This is a genomic window from Anaerosporobacter mobilis DSM 15930, assembly GCF_900142955.1.
GTDB classification, from domain to species: Bacteria; Bacillota; Clostridia; order Lachnospirales; family Lachnospiraceae; genus Anaerosporobacter; species Anaerosporobacter mobilis.
Map to the genome: position 1 here is coordinate 652,426 of NZ_FRCP01000005.1, position 20,207 is coordinate 672,632.

At 35.5% G+C, this 20,207-nt stretch carries 16 protein-coding genes; 2 read left to right on the top strand and 14 right to left on the bottom strand.

The genetic code is table 11. The features are described from left to right. Window positions 1-72: 72 nt before the first annotated feature. Window positions 73-1,080 carry a dipeptidase gene (locus BUB90_RS02775; RefSeq protein ID WP_073282477.1) on the bottom strand — a complete coding sequence of 336 codons (1,008 nt, stop codon included), beginning with the start codon at window positions 1,078-1,080 and terminating at the stop codon, window positions 73-75. A gap of 20 nt (window positions 1,081-1,100) precedes the next feature. Then, window positions 1,101-2,546 (bottom strand): putative glycoside hydrolase, encoded by a 1,446-nt coding sequence (locus BUB90_RS02780; protein ID WP_073282480.1) that lies wholly within the window; start codon window positions 2,544-2,546, stop codon window positions 1,101-1,103. Between the two features lie 241 nt (window positions 2,547-2,787). Here BUB90_RS02780 and BUB90_RS02785 point away from each other — a divergent pair, with 241 nt between their 5' ends. Further along, window positions 2,788-3,153, top strand: a complete 366-nt coding sequence (locus BUB90_RS02785; protein WP_073282482.1) for a hypothetical protein — start codon at window positions 2,788-2,790, stop codon at window positions 3,151-3,153. Between the two features lie 44 nt (window positions 3,154-3,197). Here BUB90_RS02785 and BUB90_RS02790 read toward each other — a convergent pair whose 3' ends face one another. The 11 genes from BUB90_RS02790 to BUB90_RS02840 all read right to left on the bottom strand — a co-directional run bounded on the left by BUB90_RS02790 (window position 3,198) and on the right by BUB90_RS02840 (window position 16,747). Beyond that, the gene (locus BUB90_RS02790; RefSeq protein WP_073282485.1) at window positions 3,198-3,698 is read right to left on the bottom strand and encodes an SEC-C metal-binding domain-containing protein; all 501 of its coding nucleotides are present in this window, start codon (window positions 3,696-3,698) and stop codon (window positions 3,198-3,200) included. A gap of 105 nt (window positions 3,699-3,803) precedes the next feature. Next, entirely contained in the window at window positions 3,804-4,826 is a 1,023-nt protein-coding gene (locus BUB90_RS02795) for a sugar kinase (protein ID WP_073282487.1), read from the bottom strand. An 81-nt stretch (window positions 4,827-4,907) separates the two neighbouring features. Continuing rightward, on the bottom strand, window positions 4,908-6,314 hold the full coding sequence (gene uxaC, locus BUB90_RS02800) for a glucuronate isomerase (RefSeq protein WP_073282489.1): 1,407 nt from the start codon (window positions 6,312-6,314) through the stop codon (window positions 4,908-4,910). 131 nt (window positions 6,315-6,445) lie between these two features. After that, a complete protein-coding gene (locus BUB90_RS02805; RefSeq protein WP_073282491.1) occupies window positions 6,446-7,939 on the bottom strand; it encodes a UxaA family hydrolase in 1,494 nt (497 codons plus the stop codon). Between the two features lie 105 nt (window positions 7,940-8,044). After that, window positions 8,045-9,514 (bottom strand): tagaturonate reductase, encoded by a 1,470-nt coding sequence (locus BUB90_RS02810; protein ID WP_207650235.1) that lies wholly within the window; start codon window positions 9,512-9,514, stop codon window positions 8,045-8,047. Between the two features lie 64 nt (window positions 9,515-9,578). Continuing rightward, on the bottom strand, window positions 9,579-10,415 hold the full coding sequence (locus tag BUB90_RS02815; RefSeq protein ID WP_073282495.1) for a sugar phosphate isomerase/epimerase family protein: 837 nt from the start codon (window positions 10,413-10,415) through the stop codon (window positions 9,579-9,581). A 164-nt stretch (window positions 10,416-10,579) separates the two neighbouring features. Next, window positions 10,580-12,130, bottom strand: coding sequence for a glycoside hydrolase family 28 protein (locus BUB90_RS02820; protein ID WP_073282608.1), 1,551 nt, complete (start codon window positions 12,128-12,130; stop codon window positions 10,580-10,582). 158 nt (window positions 12,131-12,288) lie between these two features. After that, window positions 12,289-13,146 (bottom strand): carbohydrate ABC transporter permease, encoded by an 858-nt coding sequence (locus BUB90_RS02825; protein ID WP_073282497.1) that lies wholly within the window; start codon window positions 13,144-13,146, stop codon window positions 12,289-12,291. Window positions 13,147-13,152: 6 nt separating this feature from the next. Beyond that, window positions 13,153-14,091 (bottom strand): carbohydrate ABC transporter permease, encoded by a 939-nt coding sequence (locus tag BUB90_RS02830; RefSeq protein ID WP_073282499.1) that lies wholly within the window; start codon window positions 14,089-14,091, stop codon window positions 13,153-13,155. Window positions 14,092-14,118: 27 nt separating this feature from the next. Continuing rightward, window positions 14,119-15,204, bottom strand: coding sequence for a glycoside hydrolase family 88/105 protein (locus tag BUB90_RS02835; protein ID WP_073282501.1), 1,086 nt, complete (start codon window positions 15,202-15,204; stop codon window positions 14,119-14,121). Between the two features lie 184 nt (window positions 15,205-15,388). After that, complete coding sequence (locus tag BUB90_RS02840) at window positions 15,389-16,747, bottom strand: ABC transporter substrate-binding protein (protein ID WP_073282503.1); 1,359 nt, start codon at window positions 16,745-16,747, stop codon at window positions 15,389-15,391. A 433-nt stretch (window positions 16,748-17,180) separates the two neighbouring features. Between BUB90_RS02840 and BUB90_RS02845 the strand changes: the two genes are divergently transcribed. Beyond that, complete coding sequence (locus tag BUB90_RS02845; RefSeq protein WP_073282505.1) at window positions 17,181-18,182, top strand: LacI family DNA-binding transcriptional regulator; 1,002 nt, start codon at window positions 17,181-17,183, stop codon at window positions 18,180-18,182. 76 nt (window positions 18,183-18,258) lie between these two features. Here BUB90_RS02845 and BUB90_RS02850 read toward each other — a convergent pair whose 3' ends face one another. Then, entirely contained in the window at window positions 18,259-19,680 is a 1,422-nt protein-coding gene (locus BUB90_RS02850; RefSeq protein ID WP_073282507.1) for an MATE family efflux transporter, read from the bottom strand. Window positions 19,681-20,207: the final 527 nt, after the last annotated feature.

The window sequence follows — 20,207 nt, forward strand, 5'->3', positions numbered from 1 at the left end:
ATTGACAAGATGGCTTTTTTGGTCTATTAATAGATCGGCACCAATTTAATTCTATAAATTGGTGCCGTTTATCTATCGTAAAATTTCTTTATACACTCTCAAAACATTCTTATAACAGATCGCCTCTATCTCTGTCGAAGTAAAACCGGCCTTCTCAAGTCCATCTACTAACATCTGCATATATGATGCATCTTTGATCTCTAAATCCCCTTCTATACCATCAAAATCCGTACCTAGACCAATACACTGGATTCCACCTATATTCTTTATATGTTTGATATGCTCAACCATCTTCTCTATGCTAGCATAAGGCTTTCTTACTTCTGTACTTAGTACTTCGTCAAGAAAATAAGGGTAAAAATTAATTCCTGTCACCCCACCCCTTTCAGATAATCTACGAATCATATCGTCTGTTAAGTTTCTACAATGATTGCAGCAGTGCAGTGCATTAGAATGACTTGCAACAAACGGTTTCTTGATATATCGCAATACATCATAAAAACCGGCATCTGATAAGTGTGACACATCGATGATTATTCCTAGTCTCTCCATCTCTTCTACAAAAGAAATTCCAAACTCCGTCAAACCTTCAACGGTATTTCTCGACTTCATGTCAGATGATTTTCCTTCTTCATAATGAAAGTTCGGATAGCCAATACCATTCTCGTAATTCCATGTTAGTGTAATCATCCGAACACCTAGACGATAGAACGTACGCAAGAATTCTAATTTTCCCTCTGCTTCTGCTCCTTCTTCTAGAGTTAATAACGCAGATATCTTACCTTCCCTTTCATTCTTAAGAATGTCCTCATAGGTACGCACTACACCTATATAATCCTTATTTGCTTCCATCTCCTGATAAAAGTAGTCTATGTACTTAATACTATCTTCAAACATATTCTCATGTTTCTTAAGTGATTGAAAGATTGCAAAGTTTTGAAGCATATAGTTCCCTTTCCTTAGCTTCTCAAGATCAATGTGCATGGAATTACTACGTAACGTATCCGTGCTGCCATCTTTTACTCTATGATCATATAATCCTGTAATTGTATCACAGTGCATATCTATTAACTTAGTCATATAATGAATGCTCCTTTATTTCAATTGTTATTCTCTAATCCACTCTTCGTATATCGGTTATTGCCATTCCACAGAATCCACTCTTCATATCCACTATCATATACACCTTGTATCTGTTCCTTAATTTCTTTAGCATCATATTTCTGATGCTTTTCTACCCAGGTAGCGGTAAAGTCTTGCAACCAAGGACGTACAATCGCTTGATGTTCTTCCTCTTCATTCACCTTAAGTACCACTTTTGATTCTTCTAACACCTTCTTAATCAGATAGTATGGTTCTAAGTCAGGATAATCAATTCCGTAGCTTCCATTGGCATAATGGGATGGATAAATCATTGGACAAATATAGTCAAGGTATTTTGACATCTCCACATAACTCTGCCCAACGATTTTAGCGTCAATCTCACTGTTAATAATCGTTCCGTATACATCAGCTGATACATATATCCCTAACGGACTCAACTCTTCATAGGCGTATTTAGTAAAGTCTGTAATTGCTTCGATCTTTGTCTTGTCTTTCGCTTCCTCGCCAAAATCAACTTGTTTCATCCCGCTATCAGTTGAGAAACGGATATAATCAAATTGGACTTCATCAAATCCTATATTGGCAGCGTCTTTTGCCACACTAACAAGGTATTCCCAGACTTCCTTCTTATAAGGGTTAACCCAGGCCAAACCAGCTTTATCACGGAATATGGTACCATTGGCATTCTTAAGGCTCAATTCTGGTTTATTCTGTGCTAAAATAGGATCTTTAAAGGCAACCACCCTTGCGATTAGGTATACCCCTTTTTCCTTTAATTTCGTGACTAACTCTTGAATATTAGTTATGTAATTAACCGTAGCATTGATTTCCTTTGCTACTTCATTGTCCATCTTGTAAGTAATCTCGCCTGAATCATTTTTGATGTCAATTACCATTGTGTTTAACTCTGTTGACTCTACTAGCTCAATTAAATTAGCCATGTTGTTCGTTGAACCAGCCATCGGTCCAGATACATAGATACCCTTAACCTTACACGGTGGTGTGCTCTTGGTATGAATCACTTCGTCTATCGGATTACTTTCTGCTACGATTTGTTCCAATTCTGTATTCCCAGTATCTTCACCGTCTGCTGACTGACTTCCTTGTAGCTCTTGATTGTTATCAGCAACACTCGTTTCCCCGTCTTGCTGATGTTTGGTTTCTTCTTGTTGATTGGATTTTTGATTCGTTTGATTTGGTTCCATATCCTTACTTATCGGTTGCTCCGAACTATCAACCTTAGTACTGCTTTCTCCGCTATCCCCTTCAACAACTGCATCCTGAACGGAATTTACATATGTATCTACTTTTGTCTTGCTCTCTTGATAGGTATCATAGAGATAAACTGCACTTGCTGTCAAACATACTGTACTTATTATTAGTAACCCGCCTGCTAATAACTGCTTTGCACTTGATTTTTTTTCATTATTCTCTTTACTCATAATCCACCCTCTGCTCTGCTAATATATTCTATTCATATGTCTGCATAATTAGTATAACATATATTTCGACAGTTTAATATGCTATGAGCATACTTGTTGTATTCGAACACTATCGCATTTGGCATAGCTGTATAACTGTTTGTTATTTGTATATTTTACTATATTATGGTATATTGGAATAGTCAAAACATTATACTAAAAAGCGGAAATGCAATTAATTAGTACATATAAGGAGAATAAGATGAAAAATTCAACTAGTAATAGCGCCAAATTGTTATCCCTAGCAATTATAATACTCGGTTTCTTCAGTAGCATTGCATTGTCTATAAAATTTGGTAACTCATACGAGTTAACTACCACAGGACTTGGAACTACTCGTAACTTGGAAAAAACCGCACTCATCTTGCTAATAGGAATTGTTGTTACATTGATTATTGGTACAATACTTTATTGTTTAGGTGAAATAATTCAAAAACTTCAAAACATAGAATATTTATCTCAACTAGCAAGTTACAACAAACGTGAAGAGACAACAAACTTCAATCAGTTCATAGAATCACTTACCGATGAAGATAAAGCACAAATAATGCAGCAGTATAAAAAATAATAATGTCCACGCTTATAAGAAGCGTGGACATTATGTGTTACAGCTTATCTACCGCAACATTGTTTATATTTTTTACCTGAACCACATGGACATGGATCGTTTCTTCCAACTTTCTTTTCTTTTACAACTGTACCAGATTTCTTTGATTGAAGAAATAATTCTTTTCTTCTTTCTACAGTTAATAGATTGTCCCATACTGGTAGTTCATATAACCAGTCAGCTTTACAACCAACCATGTTATAGTATAATTTTTCTTTATCGAATCCAAGATTAACTTCTGTATTCTCGTCCATTGTTTCGATTGGATTAGGAGTCTTTAAACTTTCGTCGATTCCATCTAAGAAACCAGTCATCGTTTCGATATCTGTATCATATTTTTCTGCTAATTCTTTCACGGTTCCAGTTACAACAGTATCAGGATCTGCTAATAATTGTTCGTAGATTCCTTTTTCAATATTGAAGTAATTAGCCCAGAAAAGCTGACCCATCTTTTGGTTTGTATCTTGAGAGTATGCATGCTCTCTCCATTGTTCTAATAAACTCATGTTAACCCTTCCTTTTGCCTTGGTGTTCATTGCTCGTTACAGTATATCATATTTCACCAGACAATTTCAACCGAAATTTTGCAATTGGTCCTTTGTATATTCTTTTTATCGATTTAATTCGCTAACTTCCTTTAATCCAGAATGCTCTTCCATAATTCTTGTAACTTCATTGATATTAGTCGATAATACATCTCCTGGTATTGTGTTCTTAAGGGAACTTACTACATTCCCGAACTGAAGAGCCTTTTGACAGCTATCGTATTGAAGTAAACCATATAATACACCTGAAACATATGCATCACCACTACCAATACGATCTACAACTTCAATATTCTCATATGGTTTTTCTTGGTAATAACAATCTTCTTTCGCATTATAGATAATGGAATTAAAGTGATGCTTCTTAGGACTTACGATAGTTCTTTCTGTTGTAGCAACAATCTTCACTCCATATTCAGTTGTATATGATTTCATGATATCTTTCAGTTCACCTTTCTTAGCAAACATTCTTCTTGAAGTTTCTTCCGAAACAAAAAGAATATCCACATAAGGGAGGATTGTCTTAATTGTTTCTCTAGCTTCTTCTTCGCTCCAAAGGTTCGCTCTATAATTTACATCAAACGATATCAAAGTACCTTTTTCTTTGAATTTCTTAATCACCTCTACAGCTGTCTCACGTAATTTACTTGATAACGCAAGTGTAATCCCACTTGTGTGGAATAATTTTGCCGAGCTATATACTTCTTCCGGGATTTCCTTCACCGTTAGTGTTGTTATTGTAGAATGTCCCCTGTCATAAACAACAGATGTCTTTCTAGGATACGCTCCATTCTCATAATAATAGATACCAAGTCTTGAATCTCTCGCCTGATCGTATAATAAATAGTCATCGCTCACACCACAGAAGCGAATATGATTACGCACAAATACACCTAAATCATTTTGCGGTACTTTGGACATAATCCCAGTACGAAGACCAAGTGCCGATATACCAGATACCACATTAAGTTCTGCTCCACCTGCACATTTTTGAAACGTATCGCCTCTAACAATTCTTTCATTGTTTGGCGTCGATAAGCGTAATAAAATCTCCCCAAGTGCTAATGCCGCATACTGTTTTTTCTCCATGCTTTCACCCACACATGTCATTACAATCTAAGATACTAGCTCAGATCCTACATGATCCCTTTCTTTAGAAATGGCGCCATTCTATAAATTAAATCCGAAATACTTAACAGCGTTGTAATATGAAATATTCTCAATCATTTTACCAAGAACTTTTTCATCATTCGGGTATTCCCCGTTTTCAACCCAGTTACCTACTAATTCACAAAGAATTCTTCTAAAGTATTCGTGTCTTGTATAAGACAAGTAACTTCTTGAATCGGTAAGCATACCGATGAAATTGCCTAATAACCCTAAGTTTGCCAAAGAAACCATTTGCTCTGTCATACCTGTTTTATGATCATTGAACCACCACGCACTACCTTGTTGGATCTTACCTGCAACGCCAGCGTCTTGGAAACATCCTATGATAGTTCCGATTGCCGCATTATCATTGGGATTAAGGCTGTAAATGATTGTTCTTGGCATTTGATCTGTAGCATTTAATGCGTTAAGGAAATCGGCCATTTGTGATGAAGGTGCATAATTATCAATACAATCATATCCTGTATCTGGACCCAATTGGTTGAAACGAAACGTGTTGTTATCACGTTTACAACCATAGTGCAATTGCATAGCCCAATCTAATTTGTGATATTCTTTACCTACGAACACCATGAAAGCTGTTTTGAATTTAAGTTCTTCATCTCTTGTAATCTCTCCACCTTGCATTCTCTTTACAAAGATTGCGTCGATTTCTTCATCAGAAGCAGGAGTATACATAACATATTCTAATGCATGGTCAGATACACAACAGCCGTTCGCCGCAAAATAAGCAAGACGCTTTTGTAATGCTTCTTTCAGCGTAGCAAATGTTGAAACCTTAACACCACTTACTTTGGATAATTTACTAAGGTAGCTAACATAATCAACTTTTTCGATATTCATTGCTTTATCTGGTCTCCATGCCGGAAGAACTTGAACATCAAAAGTATCATCAGCAGCAATTTGCTGATGCCATTCAAGTGAATCGATTGGATCATCGGTTGTACAGATTAATGTTACACCAGACTGTTTAATTATATTACGAACACTCATAGAATCTTCTTGTAGTTTAGCGTTACATAAATTCCATACTTCTTCTGCTGTTTCCGTATTCAATGCACCGGTATACCCGAAATACCTTTGTAATTCAAGATGACTCCAATGATATAATGGGTTTCCAATGGCTTTTTCTAACGTCTCAGCCCATTTTTGGAACTTCTCTCTATCAGAAGCATCACCAGTAATGTATCTTTCTTCCACACCATTTGAGCGCATCTGACGCCATTTGTAGTGATCCCCACCTAACCAAACTTGAGCAATGTTATCAAATTTACGATCGTTAGCAATCTCAGCTGGATTAATATGACAATGATAATCAAGAACTGGTACTGCTGCTGCATGTTCATGATATAGTTTTTTAGCTGTCTCTGTTGATAATAAGAAATCCTTATCCATAAATTGTTTCATATTACTTTCCTCCTATACTTAACGCTTCACGTTAAGGCAAAGCGGATATTATCCGCTCTGCTATATCTTTTACTTCAATAAATCTACTCAGCCTTATATTGATAACCTCATATCGCTCTGTATTAATACTATTATAGAATTACACCATCTCTGAACACAGAGATTTCTTTGTATCCTTTTTCTTCATTCTTTGTCTTCTTACCGGAAGCCACATCTAATAAATATCGAAAGAATTCATCCGTTACCGTCTCGAAGGATTTACCTTCTAAGATTTGTCCCGCATTAAAATCAATCCAATGGGGCTTCTTATTATATAAATTGCTGTTTGAAGAAATCTTAACTGTAGGAACTGGCGAACCGAATGGATTACCTCTGCCAGTTGTGAATAGTATCATTTGCGCACCACTTGCCACCAGATTTGTACAAGATACTTGGTCATTACCTGGTCCAATTAACAAGTTTAGACCACATTTTTCAACACGTTCACCATAATTAAGAACGCCAACCACAGGTGCGTGCCCCCCCTTTTGTGTACAACCAAGTGATTTTTCTTCTAAGGAGGAGATGCCACCTTTTTTGTTACCTGGAGATGGGTTTTCATATATTGTTTGGTTGTATTTCGTGAAATAGTTCTTAAAGTTATTAATCAAGTCCACTATCTCATCAAACGTTTCCTGATCAACAGCACGTTCCATTAATAGTGTTTCTGCACCAAACATCTCCGGTACTTCTGTTAAGATTGTACTACCACCGCTACCTACTACTCGGTCATTAACCCTTCCGCATAATGCGTTAGCTGTGATACCAGAGAATGCATCAGAACCACCACACTTAAAGCCCATAACAAGCTTATCAGCGGATACCGTTTCTCGTTTGAAGGTAGCTGCATACTCTACTAATTCTTTCATGATATCCATACTAGCTTCGTACTCATCTTCCACTTCTTGCGTTACTAAGAATTTAATACGATCTGTATTGTAGTCACCAAGGATTGGTTTGAATACATCCAAATTATTGTTCTCACAACCAAGACTTAATACTAATACAGCTCCTGCGTTCGGATTGTTGATAATACCTTTTAAGATGTGTTGTGTTCTCTCATGGTCTTGGGTTAACTGGCTACAACCCATGTTATGTGTGAACGCGCAGATATCATCCACTTTATCGCCATATAATTTTCTTGCTTGCTCTTCAAGAAGCTTAGCTGTCGTATTAACACAGCCTACTGTGGGAATAATCCAAACTTCATTACGGATACCAACTTTTCCATCTTCTCTAACATAACCTTCGAAGGTATATTCAGACTTTCCTTTGAATGGTTCAAATATATGCTCTGCTTCCTTGTATTCATAATTAAGTACTCCATCAAGATTTGTCTTTAAGTTATGAACGTGAATATGTTCGCCCTTCTTAATATCACATCTTGCATGACCAATTGCATGACCATACTTGATAATGTTTTCATCTTCTTTTATGTCATGCAAAGCAACTTTATGACCAAATGGTATATCATTCAAAACAGTTACTTCCCTATTGTTAACAGTTACTACCTCTAAAGCTTTGATTTCACATAATGCAACTGCTACGCTGTCGTTATCGGAGATCATAATTAATTTATTATCCATATAGGTTTACCCCTTTCTTTTCTATTATCTTCAGTGATTTATCTTCATAAGTAGCATTTCCCCTTCACATATTCTCTTTCACAGAGGATAAGACACTCGAAGCTCTTACAAACTCGCTACGATTTCTCTCATTTCTTTGTTATTCATGTCTTCTAAGTAGGCAGCTACCGAAACTTCTAAACCTGCTACTTCTGTTAAATCTTTTCCACTCCAGAAACTAGTGTTAGAAAGAACAGCTTTAGCGATTGCCGCCATGTTACTATTTGCCCATATGTTTTCGAAGAATTCTAGTATATCTGCATCGTCTTTTACCTGATACTGTGTACCGTCAGCTCTCTTGCCTATGTATTTTTCATCAACCTTCGTTACTTGATAGAATTTAATAAAAGCTGCTAATGAGAAAGTCAATAATTTAGGAACTTCTTTAAATTTATCAACATAAGCAAGTAAAGTTGGAAGGCATCTTGCATTGAATTTCGAGCATGAATTTAGTGAGATATCAAGTAAGTTGTGTTTGATGTATGGATTAGCAAAACGGTCACTAACCGCTTTAGCAAACTCTTCTAATTCTTCTCTAGGTAATTCTAAAGTAGGTATTACTTCATTGTATAATAATTTTTCTAAATAATTTTCAAACACATTATCTTTCATAAAATCAAAAACAATGTTATGTCCAGCAAGATATGCAGCTAATACAGTTGATGTGTGTCCACCATTTAAGATACGTACTTTTCTCATCTTATATGGCGTTACATCTTCCGTCCAAATTACATTAGCTTCTCCTTTGTGAATTGGAAGAATGTCCGCCCATTCTTTCTTTCCTTCTATAACCCAAAGATTAAATACTTCACTTGTTACAATTACATCATCGGAATAACCATTCTTTTCTTCAAAGTAGCTGATTTGATCTCTTGGATAACCAGTTACAATACGATCTACTAAAGTATTCGTGAATTTGTTAGCTTCCTCGATCCAGTCGATAAATTCTTTTTCTAACTTCCATTCATTAGCATACATTAGAACAATTTTCTTAAGCTCAGTTCCGTTATAATCGATTAGTTCAACAGGTAAGAATAAAAGACCTTTTGTCATATCACCATGAAAGGCTTTGTATCTTTCATATAAGAATTGTGTAACTTTAGCTGGGAATGAACTTGGAGGGGTATCTGTTATATTATCCCCTTCTTTATAAGCAATACCAGCTTCTGTAGTATTAGAGATAATTACTTCAAGGTCAGCACTTCTTGCAATTTCCATTAGTGCCTCGTAATCACGGTAAGCATTAATACATCTGGAAACACTTGTTATAGCTTTAATTCTCTCTACTGCTTCTCCATTTTCTATTCCCCTCATCGCTAAGGTATAGATACCATCTTGTGCATTAATCATATCGGACATCTTAGGGAATTCTCCAATTGGTTGGCAAAGTACAATACTTCCTTGGTAATCGCCTCTTTCATTCGCTCCATCAATCATCCAATCTGCAAATGCACGAAGGAAATTGCCTTCACCAAATTGTAATATCCTCTCTGGATAGTTGCCGTATTCTTTTTTAATCTTCTCATTAACTTTCATAATTTGCTTATCCTTTCCTTAAGTCGAACTTATCGTTCTCATATCTTTCGTTACTGATCTAAACTTAAAGCAATCTATAAATCCCTTCTAAATGCTCTCTAGCACAGACAGCATTTTCTGGTGTTGTGTTCTCTAATGTGGTATGAATGTATGGTTTCTTTTCTTTAATAAAACGAAGTATATTCTCATAATTCATCATGCCAGTTCCAGCCGCTACCGATTTCATCTTACCTTCCTCTAAGACAAAATCTTTAATATGAACTACCGCCACATCATCACCAAGTAACTCTATTGCTTCATTGATAATGCCTTCACGTTCCCTGTAGTTACCTTCATATAGTAAGTTAACTGGATCTAAAATGATTTGTAAGTTCGGTGAATTAATTGTATCAAGAACTTGTCTTGCACGCTTTGGATTGCATACGATATGCTTATATACTGGTTCAATTGCAAAGATGACCCCCATCTTCTGTGCATACTCCACAACCGGTTTTAGATTCGTGATAAATGTTTGAAGAGCCTCCTCTGTATGGCAGGCTGGTTCATATTCATATGCAGTATTCGGAGCACCGGTTTCCGTTCCTACTACTCCACAACCAAGATGTGTGGCAAACCTAATATTGGCAAGATACCGTTCTTTAATCTTCTCTAACTGTTCTTGATCCGGATTCGCTAGATTAAGGTAACATCCAAGAACTGCTATATCAATTCCCGCCTTAGCAAACATGTTCTTAAGATACATTGCATATCCCGGTGTTAGTGCACTATTGTCTATCGTGTTTTCACGTATTACCTTTGATAACGCAAGATGGCCACAAACAAAACCTTGCTTTCTAACTTCCACTAATCGTTCTTCCAAAGGTAATTGCTTTGCATCATGAAGTCTTAATCCTATCTGCATACTCTCCCTCTTTCCTCTTTTTCACTGGTTCCTACGTACCGTATTCACTACGTTCAATCCCAATCAAAACTAGACTCAAGAAATTACTGCGTAATTTCCCTCGTTAGATTATGACTCCTTCGGAGTAGGTATTTCACTACGTTCAATCCCTTAAAGTAGCTTCGCTACTTTACATAATCTATATTTAGCAAAGTCATTGCTTCTCCATCTTGACCAGCGATTACAACATTCTCAATACTCATCTTCTCAATGTTGTTTGCATAGATTCCTAATTTAGAGCAAGGTTCAATACCATTCATCATGGCAGGTACATCTTTCCTTGGATTCTTGGCATAAGTAACCGATATATTCTTCATCTCTATAAATTCAATCTTCTTCTCTGGTAATCCGTAGAAGTACGCTGCCGCAACATGACAATCCTTACAAGTAATATTACGAAATGCAAGATGTTTAATAAGTGGAGTTCTCTCATCCACTGGGTGATATTCTTTGGATTGTACATACTCTGTTCTTCCATCTGGATCACAGAAATAGAAGGCATTGACAACAAACGGAGTCATCACGTTATCCATATGAATATTCTCAAATACAATTTCATCAAGAATTGCATCCTTACCACGACCTCTTCTTGTTTTAATTCGAAGCCCTCGATCCGTATGACGGAAGATACAATCCTTAACAATCACATTATTCACACCACCAGCCATTTCACTACCGATTGTTACTGCTCCATGACCATTTTCCATTAAGCATTGACGGATTGTGATATTCTTAGAAGGTCTTTTATGTTTTCTACCCATGTAGATTTTTCCTGATTTAAGCGCGATACAGTCATCGCCTAATGTAAATCTAACACCTACGATATCTACATTCTGACAAGACTCTGGATCTAATCCGTCTGTATTCGGTGAGTTATGTGGGTTTTCTACAGCAACATCATAGAAGCCTATATTATCACTAAAGTACGGGTGTAATGTCCACGCTGGACTGTTCCTAAATAATAATCCTTGTAAGATTACATTCTTACAATGATTGATAAAGAATAATCTTGGTCGAAACGCTCCACGCATAACCTTTTCATTAAACCACCAATTATCTTTACTTGAATTTCCTTCAATAATTCCCTGTCCATAGATAATTACATTCTCAACATTCACTCCTGTAATAATACCTGAATACATAATCAAGGGATTACCTTCCCAAGTCCCTAGGTTATATTCCTCTTCTTCATCAAAACTCTCAATTAAACCAGGGAATGTAGGAAAATGATCACGGTCTGTATCAGCCGATAACATTGCATCCTTAGCAAATTCTATTCGTAAATCACTCTTTAAGAAGATACTAGTTACCTTATAGGTTCCTTTTGGAAAATAAACACGACTATCCCTTGGACAAGCCATAATTGCTGCTTGTATATAGGTCGTATCATCTTGAATACCGTCGCCTTTCGCACCAAACTTCGTTACATCAAGCGTTACAAATTCGTAATCTGTGTGAAATACATCTTCTGCTAGCACTACACTATCACATCTAATTTGCACTTGATAATCAGTATCTGGCCATAGGCCATAGATACTTGTAATAACTCTATTCGTACTACATCTATATTCACCATTCACAAAAATCTCATACGTTTTCTTTGTCTCGTAAACTTCATTATCGTTAATCTCCAAAACAACGTTTCTTGCAGTTTTCATAAGAATCTTAAGATTCATCCCCGTATTCACCGTCCTCTCCACTATACTTCTTTCTTGCTACTGTTCCGATACACCTTGTTTATGAAAACAGACTGCCAAATCTTATATATTCAGCAGCCTGTTTTCATACTATATTATTACCACCTTAGGCCGACTGGCAAAAGATAAACGGTTTCTTATCCTTTTACACCACCAGCTGTGATACCATCAACAAACGTACTTTGTGCACAGAAGAATACGATAAGTGAAGGTACAATGGAAATTAATGAAACGGCTAATACTCTGTTCCATTGGAATCCATTATCCGCATCCATGGATAATTTAACGAAGTATGCTGCTGGATAACGAGATGGTGTTTGTACATAAAGCAATGGTCCCATGAAATCATTCGATGACCACATAAATTGGAATAACGCACAAGATACGATTGCTGGTTTAAGCATTGGTACAATTACTTTGACTAATGTCTGCACTACGTTACAACCATCAATTTTTGCTGCTTCTTCCAATTCTACTGGTACATTACGTAAGAATTGAATTAACATGAATACGAAATATGTATCAATTGCAAAAAGTGTTGGTACAATAATAGGTAGGTATAAAGGTGAGTCTACCCAACCTAACTTGTTGAAAAGGATAAATTGTGGTACATTCAATACTACTTGAGGTAAGAAAAGTGTTCCCATCAAAACAGAAAATAAGAAATTTCTACCTTTGAATTTGAATCTACCAAAACCATACGCTGTAATAACAGATGAAATTATTGTAAAGATTACTTTAGGCAAAACATATGAATATGTATTAATTAATGATTTAATTAAGTTTATATCTCCACCAAAACCTTGGAACGCTTTTTTGTATCCTTCTAAAGTAGGTTCCTTTGCAATTAAACCAATGCCTGAAAAGATTTCATTATTACTTTTAAATGTTGCACTTATCATCCACAACAATGGATAAACCATGAAAACCCCAACAAAGATTAGTACTGTGTATTTTAAAATGGTAGATACTATTTTTTTTGTTTTTAATGTCATTATCTTCTACCTCCCATCCTCATCGCTATAGTATACCCAGTGTTTTTGACTCCAGAATGCGATTCCTGTAAGAACCATTACGATGATGAACATTACCCATGCCATAGCACTTGCAAGACCCATCTCATGTGACTGGAAGGCACTGTTATAAACTAATAACGACATTAATGTCGTAGAGTTTCTTGGACCACCATGCGTGATGATATAAGGTCCATTAAATTCTTGGAATGCTTGACATAATTGAGTTACTAAGTTATAGAAAATAACTGGTGTAATCATAGGTACCGTAATTTTGAAGAATTGTCTCCATTTGCCTGCACCGTCAATAGATGCAGCTTCATATAATTCAGCTGGAACATTCTTAAGCGCTGCAAGGAATATAACCATCGCAGACCCAAACTGCCATACACGAAGTAAACAAATAATTACCAAAGCGTATTTAGGATCGCTTAACCAATGAGGACCTTCAACACCGAAGAAACCTAACATCGTGTTTACCAAACCGTCATCTCTAAAGATAGCTTTCCATAATACCGCGATAGCTACAGATCCACCAAGGATAGATGGTATATAATAAGCGGTACGGAATAAATTAACGCCTTTAATTTTAAAATTTAAGATATACGCAATGAATAACGCAGCAGTTAATTTTAATGGCACTGTGATAAAGGAATACTTAAAGGTAACTCTTAATGCTTTAAGGATTTTGTCAGAAGTAAAGATCTCCTTATAGTTCATAAATCCTGTCTCATGGATACCAGTAAATAAATGAAAATCAGTAAAACTGTATACCAAGGAAGAAGCGAATGGATATAAACGGAAAACTAAAAATCCAATCAACCATGGTAGTATAAAGAAAAAACCTAAATTATTCTGAAATGTTTTCTTCAATGAAAATTTCTGCTTTGGTACAAAAACTGCTGAATTTACTGCATTCTTTGCCATATAATTTTTTCCTCTCTTTCTGATGTATTACTTCGTCATTAGACTTAAGGCATACGCCATCATAAATGGACCTACTCCTTTAGGGTCGTCTACTGTTACTTCTTCAGACAAATAATACTCGGTACTTCCATCTCTTTGATTGTCAGGTCCTAGACCTGCAGATAAACAGATATCCGTTAATACACTTGTACCGTCCTTTGTGGCAAGTTTATTTGCTATAACACTTGCTAAAATTTCTTCTGCTCGTTTCTTATATTTTTCTTCTGAAAGTACACCGAGGCGACAACCCTTTAGAATTGCATATGCAATCATAGAAGATCCTGATGTTTCCGTATAATTGCCTTCTACATCACTTCTATCTATTATCTGATAAAACATCTTATTGTCTTTGTCCTGATACTGCAAAATACCTTTAACAGCTTCCTTGAACAAACCTTCTAGCGTTTTAAAAGCTTCAAAAATCTCAATCGACATAACATCTATTGTATCGATTAAGGACATGAGATACCACCCCATGGAACGTAACCAAAAACTCTTTGACAACCCAGTTTCTTTATCCGCCCATTCTTGACTCCTTGATTCATCATAAGCATGATAATAGAGTTGCTTCTTATCATCAAATATATATTTTCTGACATTTGTATATTGTTTTATTATGTCAGAATAATTTTCCTTTTTATTAAATACAGTTTCATATTCCATGTAAAATGGCAAAGCCATATACAGCCCATCTAACCATATTTGATTTGGATAAATCTTCTTATGCCAGAAGTTCCCACTTTCCGTTCTTGGTTGACTTCTAAGCTGTTTCATAATATATTCAATAGCTCTATAGTATTTATCTTCCTTTGTCTCCTTATATAAGAAGAAAAAAATCTTGCCCGCATTCATACTGTCTAAACTATTCTTGTCTTTCTCATAATTAACAATCGTTCCGTCCTCAGTAACAAACGAATCAACATAATCTGTAATAAATTTCTTGTAAAACTCGTCTTTCGTTGCTTCATACATTTGTTTGCAACCGATAAGTATACAGCCATCTTCATAGTTCCAATACTCTTTATAATTATGGTAATTTGATAGATACTCTTTTATATAATTCATTACTTGCATGACTCTCTCCTGTTCAACTTATTCATGCAATAGAACACATTGCATCGAACGCTCTATCGTCATGAATTAGGGGATATCCGAAAGGATATCCCCCTTCTCCTTTATTCATATAACATGTTATCCAAATTACTTCATGACGATGATAACACCATAAATTAACATGAATTTTAGGAAGTGCTACTAATTATTTACCAAGTACTTCGTTAATACCATCAGCAAGAACTTGAGAAGCTTTAGCGGAATCATATTCCCCGTAGCTTAAACCTTGGAAAGCATCATAATATGTACCATCAGTACCTTTAAGTTTAGCATCTTCGAATGTTGGATCTAATGCGAATCCTGTCCAAGCTATGATCTTTGAGTTTGCTTCTGCTACTGTAGCATCTAATAAGTTATTATTTTGACAATACGCTAATGCACTTGCACTTAGAGGAATACCTCTTTGTGACCCCATGATTGCAACACCTTCATCTTCATTTAATAAGAAGTTGATTAATCTTGCACATTGTTCTGGATATTTTGTATCTTTAGAAATAGCAAATGCTAAAGATACTTTAGAGAATCCACCTTGGTATTCTCCCATATCTTTGAAATAGTCACCAACTACAAATTCTTGTCCTTCATTTAAGGCATCTCTGAATTTAGTTGCTGAAGAATCCCACTCAAAGATACCAGCGTAAGTTCCTTCCATCCATTTAGGGTTTTTATCAAGTGATTCAGCACCATCACCTAAGATAGTTTGAATGGATGGTGTTACATGTGCATCTTCTAATGATTGAATAAAGTCAATACCAGTTTGGATTTCTTCGTTCGTGTAATTTAAAGTACCATTTTCAACCCAGTTTTTACCGTAAACTGATTCTAAGTAATAAACCATAAGAATCATTCTATCGTATTCACCAAGAGCTAATGGATAATAGTCATCGCCAAGAGTATCTTTGAAAGTTTGACCAGCAGTTTTTAATTCTTCTAATGAAGTAGGAACAGCAATGCCTGCTTTGTCAAAAGTAGATTTATTGAAGTAGAAGATTCTACCCGTCATAGAAACAGGTACCGCTTGAAGAGAATCAGCTACAACACATTGATCTAGAGCAGCTTGTGAAAATTTAGACAAATCCAACGTGTCTTTTACTTCGTTTAAGTCTAAGAAAGCGCTTCCATCTGAACTGAAGGAAGTAATCCAGTTCCAGTTAATTTGATTAACATCTGCTGCCGTTTTTGAGAAAAATGCTGTTGACATCTTATCTTCCCAACCAGTCCATGCACCGTAATCCATCTCAACTTTAATATCCTGATTTAATTCCATAAACTTGTTAACTGCATCGATTGTCGCAGTATGTCTTTCGTCTCCACCCCACCAAGATAATTTAATTGTTACTTGATCTTTCGATCCTTCTGTTGTTGTTCCTTCTGTTGTTGTTTCTGTCGTCCCCTCTTCTTTTGTTGTTGTGTTAGAAGACGAATTCTTTTTGCCACATGCAGCTAAAGATAATACCATAGTACATGCTAAGCAAAGTGCTACAACCTTTTTGAATTTTTTCATAAAGCCCTCTCCTTATTTTCTGATTTTCTTGATTTAGCTATTACTTTTTTACACCTTCATAAAAACCAAACCGCTTCTTACAGGCACTCTGTAAGCTATATGTAACATTTATGTAAGTGCTTACATTGATATTACAATATTTTAATGAATTAGTCAATACTCTTTTTTATTTTTATTGTTACTTTTATCTATTTACTATCATTTGCATGTGTTTTTTTTGTATATTATTATTCTATCACTGTAAAATTAATACTTGTAACAATGTATATTATCATTTATAATAGTAATATAGTTGAAAGCACTTACATATAATATGTCTAATATTATATCAAATTTCAGATAAATCAATACAGCAACTATTCCCACTTATAATTAAGTATAGTATAATGAATATGCTTTCCATTAAATTAATGTTGCGAGAGAGGTACAAATAATGAATATATACGACATTTCACAGAAGGCTGGTGTTTCCATTGCTACTGTATCTAGAGTTATCAATGGTAATACTAATGTAAGCGAAAAAACACGACAAAAAGTAATGGCTATTATAGAACAATATGATTATACCCCCAATGCATTCGCTCGAGGATTAGGACTTAATACCATGCAAACAATTGGTATTCTATGCGCAGATTCGTCCGATCCTTATCTTGCAAGTGCTATTTTCTACTTAGAACAAATGCTACATAAGGAACAATACGACTCACTGCTTTGCTGTACTGGATACGACCAAGCAGACAAAGAGAAATATCTGAACCTATTATTATCAAAAAAGGTAGACAGCGTCGTTCTTGTCGGTTCAAACTTCGTTGAAACCGAGGAAGAAAAGAATCAATATATTATTGAAGCCGCTAAAACTATTCCTATTATGTTATTAAACGGTGCGATTGATGCCCCTAATATTTACAGTTCACTATGTGATGATTATCATGCCACTTTCCAAGTTACACAACAACTACTTGAATCCGATCACAAGGAAATCCTTTACCTATATAACTCTAATTCTTATAGTGGTAAGAAAAAATTAAAAGGCTTTTACGACGCTCATTCCTCAATGAACATTAAGATTAATGATTCACATGTGCAGTATTTTGTTGGTGATATTCACGAAACCAGAGATTTCTTAATAAATTTAAAAAAGAAAGGTCTTACCTTTAATTCTATCATTACTGCAGATGATAATTTAGCCGTCGGCGCAATAAAATATGCTAAACTACAAGGAATTTCGGTACCAGATGAATTATCTATCATTGGATATAATAATTCCATCATTGCTACTTGTTGCGATCCGGAACTCTCTTCTATTGATAACAAGCTAGAAACAGTCTGCAAAAACTGTGTTTCCACTTTAATGAATATATTCAGTGGTAATTCTGTTCCATTTAGATCTGTCTTTTCAGCTGAATTAGTTTCAAGAGAAACCACCAAATTCTAATCATTTCAATCAAAAAAACAACAATCATTCCTATGATTGTTGTTTTTTTGATTGATTATTTTTTATGAATAGATTATTAATTATAATCTACTCTTACTTCTTCACTCTCGTTTTGAATCTTATGAATCTTACGTATCTTTCTTAACTCGATAAATGCAATGAATGAAGATAATACCCCAACTCCGATATTACTTATCATCATAACAATTCCCACACTATCACTACCAACATTCGTATAGTTTTGTAAGAACCATAATACCGGAACACGAAAAGCAAAAACTCGCATAAAGTTTACGAAGAATGTATATTTCATTAATCCATATCCATATAACAAGGCCATTACCGAAGCATGAACTCCCAATGCTACTGCACCCATTGCTTCATAACGATAGATATGTTCAATCAATCCCTGAAATGTCGCATCATTCTTCGCGAATCCCTCACTAATTACGTGCAGGTTTGCCATTGTCAGAACATAACCTACTGCACCAATAATAATATTACACACTAGTATTTTTTTGAACGCATCAAATGCACGGTCATATTTCTTTGCTCCAAGATTTTGACTAATAATTGCTGCTCCACCTTCTTGAAAGCCATTCTGTGGGTTTGTTGTCAATCCACCTATATTATTGGATATGCCTAGTGCTCCCACTGTTAACGCCCCATAACCCGTACTCATTGAATTCACAATGACTTTTCCAATTGCAAACGAGAACTTCTCAACTATAACTGGTAAAGAGATTATAATCATCGGAGAAGCGACATCTCTATTTACAGATATCGCTTTTATAGAAAAACCAAATATTCCTTCCTTTCCACCCATATTCTTAATTGCTATTGCAAACAATGCTAGTTGAGATAATAGAGTTGCAATCGCTATAGATGTAACATCCCCCTGTAGACCATACACGAACCACGCTGTTAAGGATAGTTTTACAACAATAATAAGTACATTCAGATTCAAGATACGCCTCGAATTACCTCTGGCTCGTTCAATTGCAATATATACATTATTAAAAAACATAATCACTAATGAAAAGGTTTCAATGATAAAATACTGTTTTCCAACCACAATAAACTCATCTGGTGTTTTTGCCATTCTTAAAAACGGCTCTGTAAACGGAACAAATACTAATAAAATAATTGCTCCCAACACTCCACATATCATATATAGTGTGCTTACTTGACGTTTTACTTTCTGATAATCTCCTGCCCCATACGTTTCACTTATCTTGAGACTCGCTCCAACGGCTAATCCACCACCAACAGCGTTGATTGCCATATTTAGTTGTGATAGATATGCTACGGCAGAAACAGCCTCTGAACTAATATGTGCAGCCATCTGTGAATCCAGGATTTTAAATATCTGTGATAATGATTGAAACAATGCGAGCGGAAAACAGATACGAAATACCACACTCCACATATTCGCATTCAATATGTATTCTCTATTTTGTTTGTCTTTATTTGTTAGACTCGTACCCTCACTCTTCATCTTGCACCTACTTTCAGTATTCCATTAATTTATATAACTGGTCAGAATGTCAAAAGCCAATTCTAATTTTAAGCCTAAGTACCAGCGACTTCATACAGTGTAGCATATTGACATTCTACCTTAATTAATTTGTAGATTCTACAGTTTTTCTAGGCTATTTTTCTTCTAACTACTGTTTTTTTGTGGTATGATAATAAAGAAAACTGAGTTGTAGCACGAGATGCCACTTTGTAAACGAAAAGCCACTTTTGCAAGTGAAATGTAGAGTTTTGTAACTGAGAAGCCATATTTGTAATCTAAATGCAGTTTGATTTTCAGCTTTTTCTGCTGTATGATGATAATTATAGGCATGCCAAAGGGAGGTCGACTCCCTCTCGATTTTTTTGTAATCGGAGAATCCACCCCTTTATTCCTTAGACAGATAAATGGTTGGCGGCACGTTAATAATTATTTTTTGAGAAGTGCAGGTTTTAGCATGATGTCGCCGGCGGCTACCGGCTTACATCCAAGCTTTTCTAAAACATCTT